We start from the raw sequence: 25,561 nt of genomic DNA on the forward strand, positions 1-25,561 counted from the left end.
TTTAATACCCTAATACTCATTATTATTTATGTTATGCTTAAAATCTTAATTAAAACAGATTTTTAACATCTTTTTGAACATGGTAAGTACTTTTGTGGTTACTTTTTAGCGAAGATATCGCTGATAAAGATGAACTTTTAATTAAATTATGATTATTATAGTGAATAACAAGAATAAAGGATGACACCATGCCGGCGCTGTTTATTAGCCTTATTTTAGCCGCTATTCTGGCTTATCTTTGGTATGCCAGTTTACTTAAAAAACGCACTTCAGCCATTGAAGCGCTAAAAGTGATCGACTCAAAAATTGATAAAAGACTGACATTGTTTACCGAGCTATGTCAGGAAAAACCTTCTTATCCACGTCCTTTGACAGATGACCAACAAGCCCAATTACAGCACCTGAAACAGCTACAACCTCAGTATGATTGGGATCAGCCTATTGATGAATCAAATGTGGCTGGTGGCTCCTTGTCTGTATCGATAGCAGCTTGGCAACAAATTGACCAAGGTTTAGAGGCATTGTTAACCACTGTGAACAAAGACAAATTGTGTGCCGACCAGCTTGCCGAGTATATCCAGTTAGAGCTCGACTTTGTGCATGCGGAAGACTTTTATCGCAAAGCTGTAGAGGAGCTAAACAGTGGTGTAAAAATTTTCCCTGGTTCGGCAGTTGCTAAATTTGCTCATATCGCGCCGATGCCGATATTTGATCAAGTGAAGGAATAACCTCATGAAATGGCGTAATCGACAGACGCTATGGGGTATCGCTACGTTGCTGGCTTGCGTTTGTGTACCTATGCATGTACGAGCCAAGCAAGTGATTTACCCTGCCGTGGAAGACGTTGAAAAGCCGCAAATCAAAGCTAAGTATATTCCTGAGCAAGCTGCAGTAAAGAAACAGTTGTCGTTACAGCAATCTCAAACTTCCACCGCTGAAAATCGCCTCGTGCCAACTATTGATACATATAACGTGTTGAGTCGCCGCAACACTGAGCCAATCGATGAGCAATCAATTAATGATCAGCTGTCGTTGAATGCTGGTTATGTGGGCGATAAACAGAAACCGCGTACCTTAACCAACAATTATTCGTTAATGAAAACAGGCACAGTATCGAGTAAGCCTCGTGTTAAGGCCAATTATTCTGAAAATGGTATTGTCAGTGATTTAGGCGTTGAAAAGCGTAAAGTGTTTCAATACAAACAAACCAATGGGGTGATGGTGTTTAGCGATCAGCAACCGCTGGATGCAGACTATCAAGTGTTATTGTATGAATGTTTTGCTTGTCGAGTCGATTCTGTTATCGATTGGTATAAGATCCCACTATTTACCTCACATTTTGCTACCGACGTGGCTTTAGCTGCGCGGCAGTATCAGCTTGACCCTGCGCTCATTCGAGCTGTAATTCATGCAGAATCAGCATTTAAAATCGGCGCTTTATCCAAAGCTGGAGCCCAAGGGTTAATGCAATTAATGCCTGGTACTGCTAGTGATATGGACGTCGATGATCCTTTTAATGCTCAACAGAATATTCGTGGTGGCAGTCGTTATCTTGCGCAGTTATTAAGCCAATTTAACGGCGACATTGACCTTACTTGTGCGGCATACAATGCCGGCCCAACGACGGTTATGCAATACCGCGGTATACCTCCCTATCCTGAAACACAAGCTTATGTGAAGCGGGTGAAAATATTATTAAAACGCTACCAAAAAGCATTAGCCAGTTAATTTAAGGTATTTATTAATGAACCATTTAATTCATAAAGTACAACCTAAACGCGTTAAACTCAGTCGTAATAACGGTTATTGTTTAGCTGGTATGGCTGGGTTGCTGATATTGGGCGCTGTAACCGTGCCAGCATTTGCTGCAGACAAATCATCGTTTGTTGCCCCATCACAAGAAGATGTGCGTTTATACGACATTGCTATCGCACCACAAGCTAAGCGTATTGAACAAGATATTCGTACTTTAGTCGGTTTTGGTACTCGGCATACCTTGTCTGATACAAAATCTGACACCCAAGGTATTGGCGCCGCTAGACGTTGGATTGAAGCTGAGTTTAATCGTATATCCAAAGAGTGTGGTGGTTGTTTAGACGTGGTGACGGTTGGTGACACCGTTCAAGGCAAGCGAATCGCGAACCCAACAGAAGTGGTTAACGTTATCGCTATTCAGCGCGGTAAAACGGATCCTAACCGTGTAGTGATGATGAGCGGCGACATTGATTCGCGAGTTAGTGATGTGCTGGATGCCACCTCAATTTCTCCTGGTGCTAACGACAATGCATCGGGTGTAGCTGGGGTATTAGAAGCTGCACGAATATTATCAAAATACCAATTTAACGGCACTATTGTTTATGCTGCATTGTCGGGTGAAGAACAAGGTTTGTATGGCGGCAATATTTTAGCTGACTATGCCAAAGCACAAAATTGGCAGGTTCAAGCAGTATTAAATAATGACATGATTGGCAATATATCTGGCATTAATGGCGTGATGAATAACAGTAGTGTACGGGTGTTTTCTGAAGGTGTACGTTTTGCCGAAACGGCAGATGAAGCCAAAGAAAGGTATTTTAGTGGCGGCGAAAATGATTCTGCTTCACGTAATTTAGCTCGTAAAATTAAGTCGCTAGCCGACCAGTACATGACTAATTTAGAGGTGATGCTCGTGTATCGACTCGATCGTTTTGGTCGTGGTGGACATCATTTACCGTTTAATCAGGCTGGTTTACCTGCTGTGCGTATTATGGAAACCAACGAAAACTATAATCGTCAGCATCAAGATATTCGTGTCGAAAACGGCATTGCTTATGGCGATGTGATTGAAGGGGTGGATTTTGACTTTACTGCCAAATTGACCTCGCTTAATGCGATTAGTTTAGCGTCACAAGCATGGGCACCAGCACCACCAACTAAAGTAATTGTTGCAGGGCAAGTATCACCAAGTACCAAGTTAAGTTGGGCTGATAGTGACGATAAAACGGTCGTTGGTTATCGCGTATATTGGCGATTAACTACTGTACCTGAATGGACTCATAGTCGTTATGTCGGCAAGGTTAATCAGTTCACGCTAGATAATATGGTAATCGATAATTATTTGTATGGTGTCGCGAGTGTCGCCGCCAATGGCAATGTTAGCCCTGTAGTGTTTCCGGGCGCAGCGGGTGCATTCTTTAAATAAAAGCTATTGAAACAACAAACAAAAATGCCCAAACCGTTTCTGCGGTTTGGGCATTTTTTATATCAGTAATCATTACACTGCTGAAATAAATATTAGATAGGGTAAATTATTCGCCTACTTCCCATTTTACGCTAATGCTTCCATCGGCACCGCCTAGTAAAGGCGCTAAATAATCCAGTGTTTCTTTGGCGAGTTCATCCAATTGCCAAGGCGGATTAATCACCCATAAACCCGCTGCTGTCATACCAAACTCGTCACTGTCAGCACTAATCGCTTGCTCAATACGCAGTTGTTTCTTAATGCCACTATTTTTTAGCAGGGTTAACATTGCTTCTGTTTGCTCCCGTTTAACCACTGGATACCATAAAAGAAATGTGCCTGTTGCAAAACGTTTGTGGGCTTTTATGATAGCTTGAGCCACATCTTGATAGTCAGTTTTCATTTCATAGCTAGGGTCAATTAATATTACCCCACGGCGCTCTAATGGCGGTACCGCGGCAATTAATCCCTGTAAACCATCACCTTTAATCACTTTGACTTGTTTGTCTTCAGCAAAATAGTCTGCTAGCAACTCATGGTCAGTACCATGCAGTTCGTGTAACACCATACGATCTTGTGGACGAAGCTCAACGTCTACAATCGCCGGTGAGCCTGGGTACACGGTTAACTCGCCATCAAACTCAGCGTTAAAGTGCTGCACTGTTTCAACATAGTTGGCCAATGCAGTGGGTAAATTAGTGTGGTTCCATAATTTGGCAACACCCTCTAAATACTCGCCAGTTTTTTGCGCAAACTCATCGGTTAATGAGTAGGCACCTGCACCTGCATGAGTATCGATATACACATAAGGTTTATCTTTTTTCTGCATCGCTTTTAATACTTGAATAAGCATTGAGTGCTTAAGCACATCGGCATAATTGCCTGCATGATAACCGTGACGATAACTGAGCATGGGTATTTCCATTAACTAATGAGACAGCAAAACTGTGTAATCGCCACATTATAAGTGGTCTAGCGCGCGAGGTATAGGTGTTCACTAGTGATGGCTTTTGGCATAATGGTGTAGTTTCTTATATTGGCATGGTAATCATCTTGTTGCAGACACCTATCTTCTTTAATCAGCAGTATCCTTCATTAGTCGACATCGCCCAGCGTTGGCAGCTTGTGTGGGACAAAGACGCCGCGTTTGAATTGCGTTTTGAGCAAAACTGTTTAAGTTTGCATAAGCGAGATGAACCTAAGCTCGACGGTATTAGTGTTGACTTTGTGTTTGGAGCTGTGGCGCATCGTCGCAAATTTGGTGGTGGTCGAGGTCAGTCTATTGCCAAAGCGGTTGGGCTAAAGCAAGGTGTCACACCTACTGTAGTTGATGGCACAGCAGGGCTTGGTCGAGATGCTTTTGTATTGGCCAGTTTAGGTTGTAAGGTCATTATGGTTGAACGTCATCCTGTTGTGGCTGCATTGCTTGAAGATGGTTTACGCCGAGCTTATGAAGACGCCGAAATAGGCCATTGGATGCGCGATTTGATGAGCTTATTTCATGGCTCAAGTATTAGTGCATTAGCCGACGCCGCTCAGTCATCTGGCACCGAGATCGATGTCGTTTACCTCGACCCTATGTACCCGCACCGTGAAAAATCAGCCCTGGTTAAAAAAGAAATGCGCGTGTTTCAAACTTTAGTCGGTGCAGACTTAGATGCCGATGGACTGTTAGCACCCGCAATAGCACTCGCCACTAAGCGCGTGGTGGTAAAACGCCCTGATTACGCTGAAGACTTAGACGGTGTTAAACCTAGTATGGTTATCGCAACCAAGAAAAACCGCTTTGATGTATATGTAAAATCCGCAATGAAATAGCTTTTTGTAAAGTAGACTCATTTTTATTAGATACTACTGTCGCTGAACCCATACATTGACAAATTCTTGCATGTTAGCACACTAAACGTACTTGAATTGTTCAATTTTTATCGAAAATATGAGAGATTTACGTAAACCGTCACCTAATAAAAATATATTTAAAATTGCCCACGTTCTTAACGGCTACATTAATGGAAGTGTACCGACACGTTATCGAGAGGCGAGTGAGTTGTATGATATCCGAATCATTATGCCTGAGTCATAGTTACAGTCGCGCCCTGATGTTGAAAATATCTTTATAGCCACGCCTTCTGGTCATTATGTGCACCTTAAAGACGTAGCTAAAGTGACCGCAGCAACAGGTCCTGTTGAAATAATTAGAAAAAATCAGATAAAACAAATGATTGTACGTTGTGATCCGTCAGCAACGGATCTTAACTCAGCAAAAGAGTTGGTCACCAATATTCTTACAGAGACAACTTAGCCTACGGGATACACTTATTCGATAGGCGGTAAGGCATTGCAAATGACGCAAATGCAAACAACAGTGCAAAGTCTTCTGGGCTATGCAGTATTTTTTTCCTTCATTGTCTTAGCTGTGCAATTTAATAATCTTCGGCTTCCTTTGGTGATCCTGTTTGCCTTACCGGTATTGGGTATGGGCTATTCTTCGCGAGCCAACCTTTTGGAGCTACCGAGATCATTGCGGCTATGATAGTGCTCGCAGCTAATGTTATTGATGGGGTGCTACTAATCCAAACTGCTGAACGTCAAAAACAGCAGGGTATCACTTTGCACAAGGCTACATTCGATGCAGGTTTGAGCCGCCTTCGGCCTCGATTGATGACGATATTACCCACAGTGTTGGGATTTATGCCGTTAGCATTTGCATTTGAAGAAGGAGGCGAGTTATTGCGCCTGATGGCAGCCGCTACCATCGGAGGCTTGTTATTATTCCTAGTGCCTGTTTTGTATACTTTTATGGCATCTACGCCAGAACCAACATCCATAGATGTTGCTTAAGTTTTAGTCTGGTTATGAATGTGTTCATTAGGTAAAAAATGCCTGCAAAACTGATAGTTTGCAGGCATTTTCGATTCTAGAGCCATTTAAGGCGCAATCTTTACACGGAATGTTATTGAGCGACTCTCTGCCCATTGGCATCAATCACTACTTCACCGTCTTCCTTAGTAAAAGCGCCCAGTTGGGGATTAGGTAAAATATCCAATACCTGTTCCGAGGGGCGGCACAGGCAAGAGCCTAATGGCGTAACGACGATGGGGCGATTGATTAAGATGGGGTACTCAAGCATAAAATCGATTAATTCACTGTCGCTAAACTTATCTTCACTTAAGCCTAATGTTGCAAAGGGCTCGACATTTGGCCGCAGTAAACTGCGCACCAAAATCCCCATATCCGCAATCAGTTGTAACAGCGTTTGGCGATTTGGCGGCGTCTCAAGATAGAGAATAATGGTTGGTTCAACCCCTGTATTGCGGATAAGTCCTAAGGTGTTACGCGAGGTGCCACAGGCTGGATTGTGGTAAATCCTAATGCTGCTGTGTGTTTCAACGCTTTGTTTTTCAGGATGGTTGTCAGTGATATTAGCCATAAAATGTCTCTGATAAATAATCGCTTATATATTTATCCATAGGCACTAAATGGATGATTAAGTGCCTATGGCCATAGATCAGAAGGAGAGGCGCAGTGCCAGTGCCGCTAGGGTGACAAACAGCACTGGTACTGTCATCACAATGCCGACGCGGAAATAGTAACCCCAGGTTATATTGATATTTTTCTGCGCCAGTACATGCAGCCATAACAGGGTTGCTAAACTGCCTATGGGGGTGATTTTTGGGCCTAAATCGCTGCCAATCACGTTAGCGTAGATCATGGCTTCTTTAATCACGCCGGTTGCATTGCTACCGTCTATCGACAGGGCGCCGACTAACACTGTTGGCATGTTGTTCATGATGGAAGATAAAAATGCGACCAAGAAGCCCGTGCCCATAGTGGCCACCCAAAGTCCTTGTTCTGCCAAGCTGTCCAACACGTTAGATAGATAATCCGTTAAGCCGGCGTTGCGAAGACCATAAACCACCAGATACATACCCAGTGAAAAGATCACTATCTGCCATGGCGCGCCGCGCAGTACCTTAGTGGTATCTATCCCATGGCCTTTCTTGGCGACTACGAACAGGATAAGCGCGCCTACGGCAGCGACTAAACTCACGGGCACGCCTAGGGGCTCTAAGCCAAAAAAGCCGACTAAGAGTAAGACTAAAACTCCCCAACCGGTTTTAAAGGTATTGGGATCGCGGATAGCAGCCTTAGGCTCGCGCAGTTTTTCTAGGTCGTAGGTGGCTGGAATATCTTTGCGGAAAAACACATGCAGCATCACTAATGTGGCGCTAATCGCGGCAATATCGACGGGCACCATTACAGCGGCATATTCGTTAAAACCTATCTTAAAGAAGTCCGCCGAAACGATATTCACTAGGTTAGAGACAATTAACGGCAAACTTGCAGTATCGGCAATAAAACCTGCGGCCATCACAAAGGCTAAGGTGGCTCCGGCGCTAAAGCCCAGTGCCAGTAACATCGCAATCACGATCGGGGTGAGGATCAACGCCGCGCCATCATTCGCGAATAAGGCGGCAACGGTAGCACCGAGTAACACTATGTAAGTAAAGAGTAAACGGCCACGACCTTTACCCCAACGGGCCACATGCAGCGCGGCCCATTCGAAAAATCCTGACTCATCCAATAATAAACTGATGATGATCACGGCGATAAAGGTGGCGGTCGCATTCCAGACGATATTCCACACCACGGGAATATCCCCTAACTGCACTACGCCTAATAGCAAGGCCAATACGGCGCCCAAGGTGGCACTCCAACCTATGCCTAAACCCTTAGGTTGCCAAATCACTAACACTATGGTGAGAACAAAAATCGCCCCTGCCAACCACATAAAACCTCCAAAAAGGGTAGCTACTGCCTGTCCATAATCATAAAATAATGCCCATTGAGGCACATTAACGCTATTTTGCCAATTGGCTTAATCGTTTAATACCAATGGGTTCTTCTTCTTGCAGTGGGATTAATGCCAATCTAGAGGCTAAACCCTGTTGTACTTTGTCGATTTGTGCCACTTCATGGCGAGCGCGCACTTTTAATAGTGGCGAGGATGTTCTCGCAACGGCGAGGCTGTTATTGATAAGCCATGCCCAAGGCTCGATCCCTGCACGGCGCAAATCTTCTTGTAAATTAGCGGCTTCGAACACGGGTGTTGTTTCGGGTAGGGTGACTAATAACACCTTAGTGCGCTCTTTGTCCTGTAACTGCATCATAGGGGTTGAATAGTGAGTCGTTTCTCCCATACGTTTGGCGACTTCACGGTGGTAGGCTCCCGTGGCATCGAGTAGCAATAGGGTATGCCCTGTGGGCGCGGTATCCATGACGACAAAGCGTTTACCCGCCTCGCGGATAATGCGCGAAAATGCTTGAAATACAGCGATTTCTTCGGTGCAAGGTGAGCGTAAATCCTCTTCTAGCAAGGCCTTACCTTGGGTATCTAATTCTTTGCCTTTGGTGGCTAACACTTGTTCACGGTAGCGAGTGGTGACTTCAACAGGATCGATTCTGCTGACTTGCAAATTCGCTAATTGACCATGAAGTGTGTGTTCTAAATGCGCAGCGGGATCTGAAGTCGTCAGATGCACATCTAAACCGAGCTCCGCCAATCTCACCGCAATTGCGGCCGCTAAGGTGGTTTTACCGACACCGCCTTTGCCCATCAACATGATAAGGCCATGGTCTTGTTTAGCGATTTCACTGATGAGGTTATCTAGTGTTGGCACTTGGGGCTGGCTATCTTGATGAGATTGCTCATGCTCATTAATGTTAAGTAAGTCATTGGGTTGCGCTGGCAGCAAGAGTTGGCGTAATGGTGCAACACCCACCATGTTCATGGATTGCAACGGCAAGCTTTCATGGGGCAATGCCGCGAGAATGGGGGATAAATTGGTGAGTACAGTTTGTTCTCGTCCGTAGAGCGCATTGGCAAGGGGATCATCAAGTGCAGCGTTTTGGGGTAATACGCCGTTAATCACTAGATATTGATTTTTAAGGCCCACTTGACGTAATTCTTGGTGAGTGCGCTCCACTTCAATCAGAGTGGATTGCTGTGGGCGCGCAACTAAGATCAAGCGTGTCTTATCGGGATCGGCCAGTGCTGTTAAGGCCCGCGCGTAACGCTCCGCCTGTTTTTCGAGGCCAGCTAATGGGCCAAGACAGGATGCCCCCTCGGGGTTAGTCTCGATAAAGCTGCTCCAAGCCCCTGGGAGTTGTAACAGCCTAATAGTATGTCCCGTTGGCGCTGTATCAAAAATAATATGATCGAAATCTTGCTGTAATGAATCATCGGTCAATAAGCCAGTAAATTCATCGAAGGCGGCAATTTCAGTAGTACAGGCACCGGAGAGTTGCTCTTCAATACTGCGAACCACATCAGGCGGTAAGATCCCTTTGACGGGATCGACAATTCGAGCACGGTATTGTGCTGCGGCGGCTTGGGGATCAATTTCCAGAGCAGTGAGTCCAGCAACGCTATCGATAGGGGTAAGTTGATTACCTATAGCTTGCCCAAAAACCTGGCCCACATTGGAGGCGGGGTCGGTACTGACCAACAACACTCGTTTTCCTTTGTCGGCTAAGTTGATTGCAGTGGCGCAGGATAGCGAAGTCTTACCCACCCCGCCTTTACCGGTAAAGAAGAGAAATGCGGGCGGATTCTGAATAAATTTCATGCTTTTATCCTTAGTTCGTTGATTAGCAGCAAGCGCTCTTGCCACTGCAACAAGACGTCGTTTCTTTGGCCGGTGCTTCGATAGTGATTTTGGCCCAACGGGCCAGTTCCTGCCGACTAGGATAACGGCCAGCCAAAAGCATCTCGCCATTCAGTAGAATCACGGGTAATGACTCAGCACCTGAGGTGTCTAAAAAGCGTTTGACCAGAGCATTTTCAACAAAGGCCATAGGCTGTTGGGATAAGTTGAATCGCTCGACGGTAATGCCTTGTTGTTTCAGCCATTGGCAATCCGCGGCAAAGGTAACGAGTGTTTGATCAACGTCAGTACACATACGCCAGTGCTGCAACATAAAGCAGGATCGAATATCGAAAATTGAGTCATCGCTGTTCCTCGTAAAAAAATTTTGATTTGAATAGGAGGCGATAAATGGAGATAGACACCTTAAAAAATCACCTAGATAGTATATATGAAATTTCATATATACTATACGCTTCAAAAAATCAGAGTCAAATCCCCTAGGGATATTCAGCGCTCAAATCTAAAAAATCTGAAGTTGATCATCTCTATACCAGAAAAAAGTGACATAACTCCTATTTGTTGCTGATCACATTTTTTATTTTTTTCAACTTGGTTTCACAATTGTAAATTTTAGTAAAGATAAAATGTTTGTTAATTGATCTAAATCGCAAACATATACCTTAAACCGTATATATTAAATTTCATACCTTTATAAGGAGTGTGGAAAATGAAAAATGAGAATCAAGTGAACTTGGGGCGGCGTCAGTTACTCAGGTCAACGGCTGCTGGCACGGTGCTAACAGGTCTAGGTGGGACGTTATCGTTTACACCCATTGTCGAGAGTATTGCTGCAGAATTACCAGCACCTTTGCTACGAACAGGTACCGGAGAATGGGTAGCCACTACCTGCCAAGGCTGTACTTCATGGTGTGCAAAACAAATTTATGTCATGGATGGCCGAGCGGTGAAAGTTCGTGGTAACCCAAACTCTGGTGTACATGGCATGTCGAGTTGTCCTCGACAACACTTGAGTCTACAGCAGGTTTACGACCCTGATAGATTGCGTACGCCAATGATGCGAACCAATCCTAAAAAAGGTCGGGGTCAAGACCCTAAGTTTGTGCCTATCTCGTGGGATAAAGCGCTCGATATGTTGGCCGATAAAATTATTGCGTTGCGTGAAGCTGATGAGTCACACAAATATGCACTCCTTCGTGGTCGTTATTCACATATCAATGATTTGCTTTATAAAAAAATGACCCATTTAATTGGTTCACCTAATAGTATCTCTCACAGTGCGGTATGCGCCGAAGCACATAAAATGGGGCCATATTATTTAGACGGAAACTGGGGGTACAACCAATACGATATTAAGAATGCTAAATTTATTTTGTCATTTGGCGCAGATCCTATAGCAAGTAATCGCCAGGTGTCTTATTACTCACAAACATGGGGCGATGCACTTGATCATACAAAAGTGGTTGTCGTTGACCCAAGATTTTCAGCTTCTGCAGCGAAAGCACATAAATGGATACCAATAGAGCCCGGCCAAGATAGTGTATTGGCTTTGGCTATTGCACACGTAGCCTTGGTAGAAGGGTTGTGGCACAAGCCTTTTGTTGGTGATTTTGTTGACGGTAATAATCAGTTTAAAGCAGGCCAACATGTTAAAGATGAGAGTTTTAAAGAAACTCACACCTATGGTTTAGTTGCTTGGTGGAACGAGGCACTTAAAGATTACACGCCTGAATGGGCGTCAAAGATTACCGGTATCGATCCCAAAACCATTATTGCTATTGCTAAAGATATGGGAGCCGCAGCGCCTGCTGTACAAGTTTGGACTGCTCGTGGTGCCGTCATGCAAGTGCGCGGAACCTATACCTCTCTAGCTTGCCATGCATTAAATGGTTTGTTTGGTGCGATTGATAGTAAAGGTGGGTTATTTCCGGGCAACAAAATACCTTTGTTAAAAGAATATCCAGACGAACATGCTTACATGGATGACATCGCTAATAAAGGGGTCAAGTATTCAAAAATAGACCACAGCGGCCGACTTGAATTTCCAGCATTAAAGAAAGGAAAGTCTGGTGGTGGAGTGGTGACTGCAAACGTGGCCAATGGTATTTTTAATGCCGACCCATATGATATTAAAGTCATACTCGCGTACTTTAATAATTTCAATTTCTCCAATCCAGAAGGTCAGCGTTGGGATGAAGCGTTAAGCAAAGTTGACTTTATGGCACACATTACCACTAACATTTCGGAGTTCAGCTGGTTTGCAGATGTGTTACTCCCTGCAAGTCATCACATGTTCGAAAAGTGGGGCGTATTAGATTCTATCGGTAATGGTGTTCATCAGGTTTCAGTACAACAACCATCGATTAAGCGCTTATGGGATACGCGTATTGATGAGTCAGAAATCCCTTATATGCTGGCTAAAAAAATGGCTGAAAAAGGTTTTGATGCGCCATGGCGTTATATTAACGAACAAATTGTCGATCCTGAAACCGGTAAACCGGCAGACAATGAAGTCGATTTCGCTAAAGTCATGGTTAGATATATCACCTCTCCTTTATGGCATGAAGATGCATCTAAATATGGCGACAAACTGGCTTCTTGGGATGACTTTGTCGAAAAAGGCGTCTGGAATAGCAGTGATTACAAGCTCGAATCTCGTTGGGGCAAATTTAAAACTGAAACTCACAAGTTTGAGTTTTACAGTAAAACATTAGAAAAAGCCTTACAAGGCCACGCCGATAAACACAAAGTTAGTATTGATGACGTCATGGAGGTCTGTGAATACCAGGCTCGTGGCCAGTTAGCCTTTGTACCCCATTATGAGCAACCTTACCGCGTTGGTGATGAAGCGCAATTCCCATTATTACTAGTGGATCAAAAATCTCGTCTTAATAAAGAAGGTCGTTCAGCAAATAGCCCATGGGTTTACGAGTTTAAAGATGTCGACCCTGGTGATGTTGCCAATCAAGATGTCGCTAAATTTAATCCCATTGATGGTAAAGCATTGGGGCTAAAAGACGGCGATGATATTCGGATCTCAAGCCCTGTTGGCTCGCTTACCTGTAAAGCCAAGTTATGGGAAGGGGTGCGTCCTGGCACGATTGCAAAGTGCTTTGGACAAGGCCATTGGGCCTATGGTCGTTACGCCAGCGCTGAGTTTGGGGTTACCGCTAGAGGTGGTTCAAATAATGATCTTATTGCTGATAAATACGACCGGTTAAGTGGTGCGTCGGCATTTTATGGTCATATCCGTGTTCGTGTTGAGAAAGTATGAGGTAATCCATTATGAGATTAGGAATGGTAGTTGACCTACAAAAATGTGTAGGATGCGGTGGCTGCAGTTTAGCCTGTAAATCAGAAAACAACACGAGTGATGGTATTCATTGGTCGCATCATATTGCGACTACTGAAGGGATTTTTCCTGACGTAAAATATACCTATATACCAACATTGTGTAATCATTGCGATGATGCCGCTTGTGTTAATGTGTGTCCAACTGGCGCAATGTATAAAGATGAACGTGGCCTAACATTGCAAAATAATGATGAATGTATTGGTTGCAAGAAGTGTATGAAGGCTTGCCCATACGGCGTGATTAGCTTTAACTCCTCAACACCGCATCGTCGTTGGCAGGATGACTCAGAGGTGGTCTCGAACGGCACTGTATCTCCACTTATGTTACTTAAACGTACAGGGGCTACGGCAACACCTAATGAAAACCCAGAACGGGGTGATACCTATCCGATGATACGGCCAAAGCGCACTACAGAGAAATGTACTTTCTGTGATCATAGGCTTGATAAGGGGTTAAATCCTGCCTGTGTTGACGCTTGTCCATCTGAAGCGCGGGTGATTGGTGATTTAGATGATCCGCAGAGCAAGGTATCCCAGTTGATTAAATTGCATAAACCGATGCAGTTGAAACCTGAAGCGGGAACGGGTCCAAGGATATTTTATATTCGCAGTTTTGGTGTTAAAACCGCTTATTAATCATATAGGTTAATTTGTTAGTGAAAGCCACTGGTGAGATTCTGTGGCTTTTTACTTTATACGCGCCCTGTTAATCGCTAAACATCAGCGAATCTAATACCCCTTGGCCGCTGTGAACACCGCCCTCTGTGACTTTGGCGGATTTGCTGCGAATTAAATATCCCGCATAACTGGGAGTTCTGTGCGGTGACAGGGCGCATTTCACCGAGGCGTGACCACGCTGGCTTCTGGCTGAGTTAATCCAAACAGAGTTAAGGCTTGTTCATCCATAGTCGAGAGCAGCATTTGCATTCGTTTACTGGTTGCCAACTGCTGGCCTAAGGCCGCATTGAGAGCGATACAATGTTGTTCAAACAACACCCGGATCCCCATCAGGGCTAGGTAACCCCTGTTACCATTGATGTCGACGGTTGCATAATCTGCAAATTGATAGCCTGTACGCAGATAGAAGGTATCAATAGTCCCCACGCCTTCGAGTATTAGCCTTTGTCGTGCGCCGGGTCTGTATTCTTTTTTGTTGCAGCGCGAGTTCGAGCAAATGCTGATCAAACACATTGTCTTCATTTTCTTGCACTATCATCAAAAATCTTGCCGGTCCTGAATCTTCAAATTCCTGTTTTATCTTAAAGGTTGCGGTTGCTATGCCGACGGATAATTGTTCAATGGCATGATTTTTAACCAGCTCTCCCTTAGGCTGTATAGACTATTGCTGCTGTAAATAGCGATGAAGTTGATGGGCCCGCTGCCCAAAGGGGCTCATGCCAGCCGCTATGCCATTAAACTCCACCAGTTTGGGTCCTAAGTCCCGATCGTTCATAAAATCGCTACGTATAATAAGCCGTGGCATTCTTGGGGCTTGGGTGCCAGAGCTATTTGTAGAGCTATGTGCAGAACCATGCAACTGTTGATGCGCTTTCAATAGCGCAACAAAGAAGGGATCGCTTGTTGTAATAGGTTGAATAGCATCAACTAAAAAGGCATGTGCTTCAGACACATAATGGATAAGTTTACCCTGTGGCTCCACCGCACGTTTGAGATATTGATAGTGTGCTTTACTGATTAAACTGGGCGTTAGGGTAAATGGAGCGTGGCGGGCGGAATACGCGGTTTCTTTAAAGGCCATCCCATGGGTTAGCGCCCATTCTATGGCATCATCTTTGGCTGCTAGTGGCACAGTTAAACTCATGTTGATTCTCTTAAACTGACAGCGATTATTGGCAATACCCGTTTGTGCATTTGTAGGGTAGACCCTAAGGCACTCACTTTAAGGGCATATAGTGAGTGCCACATCGAACTAGATCACTATTTTGTGTATTAGCTAAAGAGATAGCTATACAGAAACACTGCACCCACAGTCATGCCTAAAATAACGCTGAGAAATGCGGCAATCATCTGACCTTTAAAAATGGCTTCAAGTAATATGACTTCGGTCAAACTTGCTCCGGGGCTCCTTATGATCAATGTCATTACTGAGCCCATCGCCATGCCTTTTGGGATTAACGCGGCGCTGAGTGGGATAACCGCTTCGGCGCGAATATAGAGTGGGATCCCAATTAATGCGGCAATGAGGATCGCATACCATGTGGCTTCTCCAGCATACTGAACGATTAACTCCGTTGGCATAAAACCGTAGATCATTGAACCCAATAGCACACCGATAAACAGATAAGGCAGCACTTGTTTGAAGTCCTTCCAAGTGACGCGCCAAACCTTTACCCTGCGGCTCTGAGGTTTGTTTTGCGGCACGGTTTGGGATGGGCAACACGAAGTTGTAATAGGCTCAGGTTGAGTAGCGCGACATAAGGTCACCGCGGGTGCGGTTTTACTATCACAACATGTGCTGGCAACGGGGGCAGGGTTTACATCGCAACCGCTACTCGCAGTCGGTGACGGTTTAGTATCGCAACATGAAGAGGCCGTGGCTGTATCTGCCTGAGCATAGGCCTCATGACACACATATTGTTCAAATCCGAGTTTTTCCAGCAAGTAACCTGCTATTACAGATACGCCCATAGCGACCGTAAAATAAAATAGCGTGACCTTAAATCCAAAGGTGACCACAAAAAGCCCGATAATCACTGGATTAAGTAATGGGCTGGCAAATAGGAATACAATCATAGGGCCAAATCCCGCACGGGCTCTGAACCAGAGCCGATAGACGAACAAACCTTATATGTTTTGCAGAAAAATAATCTAGACACGAGCAAATTACGTTCTAAATCTGTCAGTGAATTCAGTGGGCAATCCTTTGATTTTGTGATCAGCCTCTATGAAAAATCCACGCAAGAATGCCAGAGTTTTCTCTTAGCAGATAAGATTATTGCTTGGGATTATCCCGTTCCTAGAATAGAATCGGACACTCGTGGGTTTGAACAAACTTTTAGAGAACTCAACGAAAGAATAAAAATGTTTGTACTCGTTTAGTCTAAGGATCTTAATGATTAATCCTACACAATTTTTTAAATGTTTAGCCGACGAAACGCGCCTGCGTTGTTTGATGCTTATTCAGCACGAGGGTGAGCTTTGCGTCTGTGAGTTGACCGAAGCGTTGCAGGAAATTCAACCCAAGATTTCACGGCATTTAGCCCAATTACGTAAGTGCGGATTATTAGTCGATCGCCGTCAGGGGCAATGGATTTTCTATAGTATCAGTAATGATTTACCCGAATGGAGTAAATTAGTTTTGAGTGAGGTTACCAGTCACAATCCGGTATTTCTAGAAGAAAATATGCGAAATCTATGTAAGATGGGTGGCCGCCCCGAGCGTGCTAGAGCCTGTTGCTAAAGATTGTCCGTAGCAAATAAATAAAAAATTTAATCCAAAATATATGAAATTTCACATATTAAGTCGCCAGAGGTTGATATGGCACCTGCTATACAAGTGCTCTTTCTATGTACCCACAATGCCTGTCGTAGCAGTTCATCTCTAATCGACGGAGCAATAAATACCAAAATTATTATTGATGCTCCAGCTGTTTTTATATCGATTCTGACTGTTAAAGCAGGAGCTAGCTTCCCTAACTTGAAAAATAATTATATTTTCCAGCTAATGGAGTTAGTACATATCGGATTTCTATAATTTCCCTAATGCTAATCGACTCTTTAATAGTTTAAGCTCTAACGTTTATGTTCAAAAGTTTGTTAGATAGAACATAAGCCATTTTGCTTTTCGTAAGAAAATAACATCCTCCCATAGATGTCTATTTTTAAATGTTCCGATTTGTCAGACTATGGGTTTATTTTATGTCAAAGTATGGGTTAATCATTCAGCTAAGTGATTGTTATTTTATATGCGGTTATGTCAGTGTTTAGGTTCAGCGACAATTACAGATTAAATTCAGATTTGTAGTAGCCGAGGCCGACCAACATACTTTGTTCCATTCTGAATTTGTGCTGTTTCTGCTGATAAGTTTTGATGCCCTTGACCAAGATTACCTAATGGGGGCATGTCCCATTATGCTGAAAAATAAACATTACTCGGCATAGCCGTTTCTAATCAATGTTTATCATTTTTTATGTCTTGAGTACTTCAGCTCTATAACAATGTCTATGGTGTTCTGTTATATGACAATGTTGTCATATAGGTTGCGGGTGCGATGCGTCAGGTGAGATACTTTTAAGTGTTTCCCAAGGATAAAACTCAATGAACGTATTGCTTGTCGAAGATGAACAAAAAATTGCAGATTTTATCTGTGAAGGTTTGCGTGCCAAACATTTCAACGTCACTCATTGTGCCGATGGCAATCAAGGTTATAAGGCGGCAAGCAATAATACTCATGATGTGATTATTCTCGACATTATGCTACCGGGCAGAGATGGTTTGGATATTCTTCGTTCGCTGCGTCAACAAGGTGTCGATACGCCCATTATTCTGCTTACGGCACGTAATGAATTGGGTGATCGCGTTCAAGGGTTAGACATGGGCGCTGATGATTACTTAGCAAAACCGTTTTATGTTGAAGAGTTGCATGCTCGGATTCAAGCCTTGCTTCGACGGCATGGCGGCACACAACAGCATGTCGTTGAGGTAGGCGCGTTGCAACTTGATTGTATTAATCGAAGCATTAATTGTCAGGGTCAATCAGTCGAACTCACTAGCCGAGAATTTAGCTTGCTTGAACACTTAATGCGTTCACCTAACCAAGTATTAACCCGGGGCAGTTGTTGGAGCATGTTTGGGGATACGACTTTGATCCTTGTACCAATGTTGTTGATGTGTGCATTAAACGCATCCGCAGTAAAATGGCTTCATTAGAGAAGGCCGGAAAAATGGTCGGTGCCATTGAGTCGATCCGCGGCACAGGTTATCGCCTGAGCATTCGATAAGGTTTTAATATGTATTTTCGAACTCGTATTTTTGCCATATCAATTTTAACCGTGACAGCTGTGCTTGCGTTGGTTATCAGCTTAAGTTGGTCGCGTATTATGACCGTAGAATTGACTAACCTTGATTCTCGTCTTTGTATGGAAGCAAAACGCTTAATACCCAAACGTACATTGCTTGATGTAAATAACTCCGCTGACAATATAAGTAATTTACGCGATACTTCGCTTTCTGGTAGCCGGTTAATGACTGATTTAACGGACAAGTTGCGAGTTAGTTCACCTAACCAATTAATGATCTCAGTAGGCTCTGTGGAGCAAGGGTTCATAACCGCGTCAACGGGGGGAGACGTACAAGATGTTATAAGTCGCTTACATTGGGTGAGCGCTGAGCCACTAGCGTTAACCGATAACAATAAAGCCAACGCTGTTTGTCAATTTGCCTTTTTTGAACATCAGCAAAACCAATGGCGAGCCAGTTTATTTCAAGCATCAAACCAACAAAGCTTTATTGCTGTGGATGTTGCTGCTACCACTAGCCAGTTAACGAGCACCTTGCAGGCAGCGCTGATTGTGGTTATTCCTTTTTCTCTACTGCTCAGTATTCTAGGGGCATGGTTTATCGCGACCAATACGATTAGACCAATAAATAGATTACATAAAGCAATGGATAAGGTGACCCAAAAAGATCTTAGTCACCGTTTACCTGAGCATAAAGAAGACAAAGAGTTCAAAATGTTGATTGATGCATACAATACGATGCTCGATCGCTTAGAGGACAGTTTTCGACAAGTTTCTCGTTTTACTGCGGATGCAGCTCATGAGCTAAAAACACCACTCACAGTGCTAAGAGGCAAGCTTGAACAAGCTGTATTGTCTGAAAACCCATCGCAATTAGATCTCAATGCCATTCTTGATGAAGTGGGGCATTTGTCAGCCATGACCCGTAAATTGTTGCTGCTATCACAGGCGGATTCTGGCTCTATGGCGTTGCATTTTGAGCCGATAAACATTACTGAATTAGTCGATGAGTTGATTGCAGATATGAGCTTGCTGTCGGATGAACTGGAGCTTGATTGTGCGATTGAGAAAGATTTAATCACTAAAGGCGATATTGTGTTGTTGAAGCAGCTGTTAAATAATCTGCTCGTAAACGTAATGCGTTATAGCCTTACTCACAAAGTTGTGACTATTCACGCCCGCCAAAACGAGTCTGTTATAGAGGTGGTGATTAGCAATTTTTGCCTTCCGATATTAAACGACGTTAGGGTCAAACTGTTTAATCGTTTTTACCGCGGAGAACCCGCTTATACCCAAGGGATATCAGGCAGTGGTTTAGGGTTAAGTTTAGCCAGAGAAATTGCTCGCGCACACGGTGGCGATCTTACGCTTGAGCCCAGCGAGAGTGAGGTTGTGACTATGCGGCTGTTGTTACCCATCGTTAAATGACAACATTGTCATCCATCAGCGAAGCCTAATCGATACAATTAAGTTAACTCATTAATCGTTAACTTAATTGCTATGGAGATTAGGCCATGAAAACCCACATTATTGGCTCCATTTTATCTTTGACGCTGCTAGCCGCAACGGCCGTTAATGCCAAGCCGTCGCTTGAACTCACCAGCCCTGCATTTACAGATAATGGTACATTGCCAACTGAATTTACCTGTGAGGGAGAGGGGATCTCACCGCCATTAAGCTGGCAAGGAGTACCCGACGGAACCCAATCATTGGTGATGATAATGGATCACATGCCTGATCATCACCCCACCAACAATGAACAGGGCACACCAAATCCTTACTTGAATGATAATAAACACGACACCCCACCTCAAGTTGACTCTCGGGCTCCTAAACCAAACCAGCCTGAAGAACTCAAGTGGTATTGGACTGTCTATAATATTCCTGCGCAAGCTTCTGGCATTGATTCAGGTAGTAAAGCAAAGCAATCTGTTGGCTCGTTTGGCAGCAATACAGTGAATGATCGTAACGAGTATGCACCCCCATGTTCCAAAGGGCCCGGCCCCAAAATTTACACCTTTCATCTTTATGCACTATCCAAATCGTTAGAAATAGATCCGTCAGCCCCAGTTTCAGCCCCTGTGTCTGCAATAATGCTTCGACAAAGCATGCAAGACTTTGTACTAGACTCGGACTCTTTGACAGTGAGTTTTGAACGACACTGTCAAACGCCGCAACGGGCTCATTCACCACAAGCTCATTCGCAAGAATTTCATCCGGAACAAGCACAGCCACATAATGACAACATGGATCCGCTGTCAACATTGCCATTGTGTAAATCAACGTTGAATACGACTTCTGCTGTTATTGATAGCAAGTAAATGCAAAACCGTTATTACTAGATAATTGGCGCAAATTCAGTCACCGAAAAGACATCAAGAGATCCGTATGAAAAAGAACATTAAAAACACCTTGCTGCTTCTTATCCTTGGCGCAACGGTTGCTGTTGTAGGATACAAGTACACTCAAGTACAACAGGATCAACCTATCTTTACCACCGATGTGGTCCAACGCGGCAATATTGAAAAAGTGGTACTCACAAACGGCGTGCTTTATCCGTCTAAATTAGTCAGTGTCGGCGCTCAAGTGTCGGGGTTAATCGAAACAATGGACGTGAATGTTGGCCAAAACATAAAACAGGGCGACTTGATTGCTCAAATCGATAACTTAACTCAACAAAATGCCCTTAAAGAAGCCCAAGCATCATTGCAAAGTATTGATGCGCAATATCGGGCAAAGCAGGCTCAAATAAAAGTCGCACAGTCTGAATATGCTCGTAATAAAAAGATGCTAGTTAATGGCGCTGCGTCGGTATCAGACTTTGACTCGGCAGAATCGATATTGGCGGTTTATCTGGCTGAGCTAGATGAACTCAGTGCTGAAAAAGACAAAGCAATCATCAGTGTCGATAGCGCCAAGCTCAATTTAGGTTACACAACTATTCGTTCCCCCATTGATGGCACAGTGATTTACGTGTCGGTAGAAGAGGGGCAAACCGTTAATAACAATCAAGGTACCCCCAGTATTATTGAGCTAGCGCAATTGGATTTAATGACGATTAAGGCGCAGGTTTCTGAAGCTGACATTATCAATGTGAGTGCAGGGCAAGCTGTTTATTTCAGTATTTTGGGGGCGACAGCGAAAAAGTACCGGGGTGTATTACGCACCATTGAACCAGGGCCAACATTGCTTAGCGGGGACGACAGTTCGTTGTTGATTGGCGATGATGAGGCGATTTATTACAACGCTCTGTTTGATGTTGAAAACCCAGGCAATCAGTTGCGTTTTGGCATGACGGCACAGGTATCGATTATTTTAGCCAGTGCGCAAGATGCGTTGATTGTCCCATCACAGATATTGATAACAAAAACGGGGCCAAGTGCTTCGTATCAAGTGCCAGTGATAGTAGACAACCACATTGAATATCGCGATGTTGAAGTGGGCATTAACAATAAAGTCTACGCTCAAATCCTCTCAGGGCTTAACGAAGGTGATCAAATCATGCTTGGTCAAACTTCAGCTAATGACGATGCGATTTCTATGACCGGCTTATCTAAGGGCAATATGCTCGGACAAAGTGTACCAGGTCTTGGTAAAGGAACGAGGTAATAACCCATGGGAGAAGTTCTGTTAAATATTGTGGATGTCAGCCGCTCTTTTATTGCCGGAGAGCAGGAGTTGACGGTACTAAAAAACATTAATCTGCAAATCTGTCGTGGTGAATTGATTGCCATTATTGGCGCTTCTGGTTCGGGTAAATCAACATTAATGAACATCCTTGGCTGTCTGGATAAACCCAGTGCAGGTAGTTATTTCATTAATAGTCAGGACACATCCCGTATGGATGACAATGAACTAGCCGCACTGCGACGTGAATACTTTGGGTTTATCTTTCAGCGCTATCATCTTTTAGGTGATTTAACTGCGCAGGGTAATGTAGAAGTACCGGCATTATATGCCAATGAGGGGGTGCAAACCCGACACGAAAAGGCAAAAAAACTACTGACTCGTCTGGGATTAAGCGATCGTTTAGATCATAAGCCAAGCCAGCTAAGTGGTGGCCAACAACAGCGTGTCAGTGTCGCCAGAGCTTTAATCAATGGCGGTGATATTATTCTGGCCGATGAGCCAACCGGCGCGCTTGATAGCAGTAGCGGCGAAGAAATGATGAAGCTCATTCAAGAACTCAATCGCGACGGTCACACCATTATTTTGGTGACACACGATCCGCATATTGCCGAATTTGCAGATCGCGTCATTGAGCTAAAAGATGGAGAAATCATTGCCGATAAACAAAAGCGTATCCCCGTAAAAGCAAACCAGCTAAGCACAGACCAACAAGCTTCTAAAACGAGTAAGAAAATAAACTGGTCGCGTTATCTTGAAGCGTTAAAAATGGCATTAATTGCAATGTCCAATCACCGTTTGCGTACGTTTCTGACGATGCTCGGCATTATTATTGGCATTGCTTCAGTGGTGTCTGTTGTCGCGCTAGGTGCAGGTTCGCAGCAATCGATTTTGGACAATATTGCTTCAATGGGCACTAATACTATTGAAATAAAACCAGGCACAGGGCGTGGCGATCGCCGGTCTGAACGGGTTAGGTCGCTCACGGCAGACGATGCAAATGCGCTTAAAATATTGCCCTATGTGGACAGCGTAACCCCAACCGTTAGGACCAATGTTGCCATACGTTATGCAAGTGAAACCGTCACAGGCTCAATTCAAGGCGTGGGTACTGAGTATTTTCGCGTTCGTGGTTATGCGTTGGCCAAAGGACAATATTTTGCCGATGATAGTATTGATACGTTAGAGCAGGTTGCCGTCATTGACGCCAATACCGATCAGACTCTTTTCCCTGACGGCAATGCGTTGGGTAGCGTCATTTTTCTCGGTCGTCTACCTGTTCGTATTATTGGCGTAACAAAGCCAATTCAAAGTGTGTCCGACAATAGTGATGAACTGAATGTTTGGTTGCCGTACACCACGGTGTCCGGGCGTATTTTTAGGCAAAATTATGTTAACGATATTACCGTAAGGATAGATGCGAATGTATCTAGCGATGCGGCAGAACAAGGCATTATCAGCTTATTGACTATGCGCCATGGTACGGTTGATTTTTTCACTATAAATACAGATACGATACGAAAAAGCATCGAAAAAACATCTGAAACCATGACACTACTGATATCAGCTATTGCGTTTATCTCTTTGTTAGTTGGCGGGATTGGGGTAATGAATATCATGCTGGTATCGGTAACAGAGCGAACGCGCGAAATAGGTATTCGTATGGCTGTTGGCGCTAGACAAACCGATATTATGCGTCAGTTTTTGATTGAAGCAGTATTGGTGTGTTTTTGTGGTGGTGCATTGGGGATCGGACTTGCTTATTTTATCGGCATGATATTTACCTACACAGGCAGCAGTTTTCAGATGATCTATTCGAGTACGTCAATTGTTGCAGCTTTTGCTTGTTCGACGTTAATCGGGATTGTGTTTGGTTATCTGCCAGCTCGAAATGCGGCTAAGTTGAATCCGGTAGATGCACTCTCAAGAGACTAAAATTCAGGTGGATAATAAATGGTGACATTGTTTAGCCCAATAGAATTGCTACAATTTACATAGACAATATGGGGGTAATCGCGACGCCTAAACTCACGCCAATTCGTTTGGATTAAATCAATAAAAGCTTCAGGTGATAAAGAGCCTGTTTACAACCTCTCTGAATGACACTTGTACAATATCTTTCTAACAAGGTGGTGTGCAAATAGATATCTCGCTAGTGAGGTATCTATTTTTTCTCTTTATGGTAAATCAAATTGCACAGATAATATTTGTCGCATAAATGGCAATGAGAATGGCTTTTTCACCGTTTACTATTGCCTCAATTACCTTATTTGATGAACTCTAACAACCGGTAGTGGTAAGACTATAAAATGTTGGTTCAGCCGGATCCGATGAACTTGCCAAATAACGCAAGCTACAGTCAGCAAAAGATGTAAATCCCTTAGGATAAATAGATACAGATGGATTCGTTCCTGAATTATAATACACAGCCCAATCGGCAGTAATATCAGTCTTCGATGGGTCTGCTACCACCTCAAACGAACCATCAAGCGCTTTTGCAACATTATCAGCTAAAGGCGAAATATAACCCAAGGTGGTACTAATCGTTTCCCCATTCAATGTCACCGAACCCGGATCGAGCTTTTCTTGACCAGACAACACGGCTTTTGAATACACTAAGGTATTGGCCGACTTCAATACGCCTTGTAAGCCATTCAAATTGGCAATAAGAGCATCGCTTTTCAGGTTAATAAACTTGGGCGCTGCCACTACAGCCAAAATCCCTAAAATAATAATCACTACCACTAATTCAATAAGGGTAAAACCGCGCTGTTTATTCATGCGTATGTTCTCTCATGCTATGCTAAAACCTAGCCAGTGAAAAATATTGTCGAATCAAGCGCAAATTTATGTGGCTCACCCTCTGGTGGGGCTAAGTGGTTAATAAAGTCCGTCGAAACCAGCTAATGAACTAAGTGACTGTTTGATAACCGCTTACTATCCTGAACAGAAAATACATTGTAATGCATAATCAGGCGTCATCGCTGTGCTAGAAAGCAATTTTTTGAACAGTTACCGATATATCAGTATACGATTTTGTGAACGTCGATTTTTTTGTTAGATTGTGCGCATATAATTGCATTACTGCATTTACCCCACATAAGGGAAAGTTAACCATGAGCAAAGCTAAAATCGGCATCGTAACGGTTAGTGATCGTGCTAGCGCTGGTATATATGAAGATCTGTCTGGTAAGGCGATCATTGATGTATTAACTGAATATCTAACCTCGGAATGGGAACCTGTTTATAAAGTCATCCCTGATGAAGGCGATGTTATTGAAGCCACATTGATCGACTTAGCTGATAACCAAGATTGCTGCTTAATTGTGACGACTGGCGGAACCGGTCCAGCAAAACGCGATGTGACCCCAGAAGCGACCGAAGCGGTGTGCGATAGAATGATGCCTGGCTTTGGTGAGTTAATGCGTGCTGAGTCATTAAAATTTGTGCCTACGGCTATTTTGTCACGTCAAACTGCCGGACTGCGTGGTGATTCATTGATTGTAAATTTACCCGGCAAGCCTAAGTCTATCCGCGAATGTTTAGATGCAGTATTTCCTGCAATTCCTTACTGCATTGACTTAATGGATGGTCCATTTCTAGTCTGTGACGAAGCGGTGATAAAACCGTTTAGACCTAAAGCGAAGTAATAACAGACTTGATTAAAAATGCCGTCTAAATTTGACGGCATTTTTATTTGACCTGATTGATG

The 25,561-nt window shown here is 43.8% G+C and carries 23 protein-coding genes and 4 pseudogenes; 16 read left to right on the forward strand and 11 right to left on the reverse strand.

Annotated elements, in window-relative coordinates; all coding sequences use genetic code 11:
- Nucleotides 1-188 precede the first annotated feature (188 nt).
- The 3 genes and pseudogenes from FCN25_RS09800 to FCN25_RS09810 all read left to right on the forward strand — a co-directional run bounded on the left by FCN25_RS09800 (nt 189) and on the right by FCN25_RS09810 (nt 3,181).
- Nucleotides 189-728, forward strand: coding sequence for a hypothetical protein (locus FCN25_RS09800; protein ID WP_137224211.1), 540 nt, complete (start codon nt 189-191; stop codon nt 726-728).
- A gap of 379 nt (nt 729-1,107) precedes the next feature.
- Nucleotides 1,108-1,728: pseudogene (locus tag FCN25_RS09805) on the forward strand (lytic transglycosylase domain-containing protein); the annotation flags it as partial.
- 16 nt (nt 1,729-1,744) lie between these two features.
- Complete coding sequence (locus tag FCN25_RS09810; RefSeq protein ID WP_137224213.1) at nt 1,745-3,181, forward strand: M28 family peptidase; 1,437 nt, start codon at nt 1,745-1,747, stop codon at nt 3,179-3,181.
- 106 nt (nt 3,182-3,287) lie between these two features.
- On the opposite strand, the gene FCN25_RS09815 is transcribed toward FCN25_RS09810, so the two are convergent.
- Nucleotides 3,288-4,133: a 23S rRNA (adenine(2030)-N(6))-methyltransferase RlmJ gene (locus tag FCN25_RS09815; RefSeq protein ID WP_137224215.1), complete on the reverse strand. Its 846-nt coding sequence runs from the start codon at nt 4,131-4,133 to the stop codon at nt 3,288-3,290.
- Nucleotides 4,134-4,261: 128 nt separating this feature from the next.
- On the opposite strand from FCN25_RS09815, the gene FCN25_RS09820 reads away from it, so the two are divergent.
- Nucleotides 4,262-5,038 carry a class I SAM-dependent methyltransferase gene (locus tag FCN25_RS09820; RefSeq protein WP_175405937.1) on the forward strand — a complete coding sequence of 259 codons (777 nt, stop codon included), beginning with the start codon at nt 4,262-4,264 and terminating at the stop codon, nt 5,036-5,038.
- A 535-nt stretch (nt 5,039-5,573) separates the two neighbouring features.
- Nucleotides 5,574-6,061, forward strand: a pseudogene (locus tag FCN25_RS21115) (efflux RND transporter permease subunit).
- Nucleotides 6,062-6,173: 112 nt separating this feature from the next.
- On the opposite strand, the gene arsC reads toward FCN25_RS21115, so the two are convergent.
- The 4 genes and pseudogenes from arsC to arsD all read right to left on the reverse strand — a co-directional run bounded on the left by arsC (nt 6,174) and on the right by arsD (nt 10,233).
- Nucleotides 6,174-6,650 carry an arsenate reductase (glutaredoxin) gene (gene arsC / locus FCN25_RS09830; protein WP_137224218.1) on the reverse strand — a complete coding sequence of 159 codons (477 nt, stop codon included), beginning with the start codon at nt 6,648-6,650 and terminating at the stop codon, nt 6,174-6,176.
- A 78-nt stretch (nt 6,651-6,728) separates the two neighbouring features.
- Complete coding sequence (locus FCN25_RS09835; RefSeq protein WP_137224220.1) at nt 6,729-8,012, reverse strand: arsenic transporter; 1,284 nt, start codon at nt 8,010-8,012, stop codon at nt 6,729-6,731.
- A 70-nt stretch (nt 8,013-8,082) separates the two neighbouring features.
- On the reverse strand, nt 8,083-9,849 hold the full coding sequence (gene arsA / locus FCN25_RS09840; RefSeq protein WP_137224222.1) for an arsenical pump-driving ATPase: 1,767 nt from the start codon (nt 9,847-9,849) through the stop codon (nt 8,083-8,085).
- 22 nt (nt 9,850-9,871) lie between these two features.
- A pseudogene (arsD, locus tag FCN25_RS09845) lies at nt 9,872-10,233 on the reverse strand (arsenite efflux transporter metallochaperone ArsD).
- 364 nt (nt 10,234-10,597) lie between these two features.
- Between arsD and arrA the strand changes: the two are divergent.
- The gene (gene arrA / locus FCN25_RS09850) at nt 10,598-13,162 is read left to right on the forward strand and encodes an arsenate respiratory reductase molybdopterin-containing subunit ArrA (protein ID WP_137224224.1); all 2,565 of its coding nucleotides are present in this window, start codon (nt 10,598-10,600) and stop codon (nt 13,160-13,162) included.
- Between the two features lie 11 nt (nt 13,163-13,173).
- Nucleotides 13,174-13,878, forward strand: a complete 705-nt coding sequence (gene arrB, locus FCN25_RS09855) for an arsenate respiratory reductase iron-sulfur subunit ArrB (protein WP_137224226.1) — start codon at nt 13,174-13,176, stop codon at nt 13,876-13,878.
- A gap of 70 nt (nt 13,879-13,948) precedes the next feature.
- On the opposite strand, the gene FCN25_RS21120 is transcribed toward arrB, so the two are convergent.
- From FCN25_RS21120 to FCN25_RS09865, 5 genes and pseudogenes are all read right to left on the reverse strand, one after another.
- Nucleotides 13,949-14,083, reverse strand: a complete 135-nt coding sequence (locus tag FCN25_RS21120; RefSeq protein ID WP_254693748.1) for a glutathione synthetase — start codon at nt 14,081-14,083, stop codon at nt 13,949-13,951.
- Nucleotides 14,080-14,346: a hypothetical protein gene (locus FCN25_RS21125; RefSeq protein WP_254693749.1), complete on the reverse strand. Its 267-nt coding sequence runs from the start codon at nt 14,344-14,346 to the stop codon at nt 14,080-14,082. The genes FCN25_RS21120 and FCN25_RS21125 overlap by 4 nt, the downstream gene beginning before the upstream one ends.
- Nucleotides 14,333-14,458 carry a hypothetical protein gene (locus tag FCN25_RS21130; RefSeq protein ID WP_254693750.1) on the reverse strand — a complete coding sequence of 42 codons (126 nt, stop codon included), beginning with the start codon at nt 14,456-14,458 and terminating at the stop codon, nt 14,333-14,335. The genes FCN25_RS21125 and FCN25_RS21130 overlap by 14 nt, the downstream gene beginning before the upstream one ends.
- A 123-nt stretch (nt 14,459-14,581) precedes the next feature.
- Nucleotides 14,582-15,064, reverse strand: a complete 483-nt coding sequence (locus tag FCN25_RS21135; protein WP_254693751.1) for a glutathione synthetase — start codon at nt 15,062-15,064, stop codon at nt 14,582-14,584.
- A gap of 128 nt (nt 15,065-15,192) precedes the next feature.
- Nucleotides 15,193-16,020: pseudogene (locus tag FCN25_RS09865) on the reverse strand (permease); the annotation flags it as partial.
- Nucleotides 16,021-16,056: 36 nt separating this feature from the next.
- On the opposite strand from FCN25_RS09865, the gene FCN25_RS09870 reads away from it, so the two are divergent.
- From FCN25_RS09870 to FCN25_RS09900, 8 genes are all read left to right on the forward strand, one after another.
- Complete coding sequence (locus FCN25_RS09870) at nt 16,057-16,302, forward strand: hypothetical protein (protein ID WP_254693752.1); 246 nt, start codon at nt 16,057-16,059, stop codon at nt 16,300-16,302.
- Nucleotides 16,303-16,315: 13 nt separating this feature from the next.
- Nucleotides 16,316-16,663, forward strand: a complete 348-nt coding sequence (locus FCN25_RS09875) for a metalloregulator ArsR/SmtB family transcription factor (protein ID WP_011717266.1) — start codon at nt 16,316-16,318, stop codon at nt 16,661-16,663.
- A gap of 858 nt (nt 16,664-17,521) precedes the next feature.
- Entirely contained in the window at nt 17,522-18,133 is a 612-nt protein-coding gene (locus FCN25_RS09880) for a response regulator transcription factor (RefSeq protein ID WP_254693753.1), read from the forward strand.
- Complete coding sequence (locus FCN25_RS21140; protein ID WP_254693754.1) at nt 18,094-18,204, forward strand: helix-turn-helix domain-containing protein; 111 nt, start codon at nt 18,094-18,096, stop codon at nt 18,202-18,204. The genes FCN25_RS09880 and FCN25_RS21140 overlap by 40 nt, the downstream gene beginning before the upstream one ends.
- Before the next feature lie 9 nt (nt 18,205-18,213).
- A complete protein-coding gene (locus tag FCN25_RS09885; protein WP_137224228.1) occupies nt 18,214-19,650 on the forward strand; it encodes an ATP-binding protein in 1,437 nt (478 codons plus the stop codon).
- Between the two features lie 86 nt (nt 19,651-19,736).
- Entirely contained in the window at nt 19,737-20,543 is an 807-nt protein-coding gene (locus FCN25_RS09890) for a YbhB/YbcL family Raf kinase inhibitor-like protein (protein ID WP_137224230.1), read from the forward strand.
- 67 nt (nt 20,544-20,610) lie between these two features.
- Entirely contained in the window at nt 20,611-21,831 is a 1,221-nt protein-coding gene (locus FCN25_RS09895) for an efflux RND transporter periplasmic adaptor subunit (RefSeq protein ID WP_137224232.1), read from the forward strand.
- 6 nt (nt 21,832-21,837) lie between these two features.
- Complete coding sequence (locus FCN25_RS09900; RefSeq protein WP_137224234.1) at nt 21,838-23,784, forward strand: MacB family efflux pump subunit; 1,947 nt, start codon at nt 21,838-21,840, stop codon at nt 23,782-23,784.
- 345 nt (nt 23,785-24,129) lie between these two features.
- Here FCN25_RS09900 and FCN25_RS21255 read toward each other — a convergent pair whose 3' ends face one another.
- Nucleotides 24,130-24,630, reverse strand: a complete 501-nt coding sequence (locus FCN25_RS21255; protein WP_175405848.1) for a type II secretion system protein — start codon at nt 24,628-24,630, stop codon at nt 24,130-24,132.
- A 335-nt stretch (nt 24,631-24,965) separates the two neighbouring features.
- On the opposite strand from FCN25_RS21255, the gene mog reads away from it, so the two are divergent.
- Nucleotides 24,966-25,499 (forward strand): molybdopterin adenylyltransferase, encoded by a 534-nt coding sequence (mog, locus tag FCN25_RS09910; RefSeq protein WP_137224238.1) that lies wholly within the window; start codon nt 24,966-24,968, stop codon nt 25,497-25,499.
- The last annotated feature ends 62 nt before the right edge of the window (nt 25,500-25,561 follow it).

The sequence above is a fragment of the Shewanella sp. MEBiC00475 genome (genome assembly GCF_005234075.1).
GTDB classification, from domain to species: Bacteria; Pseudomonadota; Gammaproteobacteria; order Enterobacterales; family Shewanellaceae; genus Shewanella; species Shewanella polaris.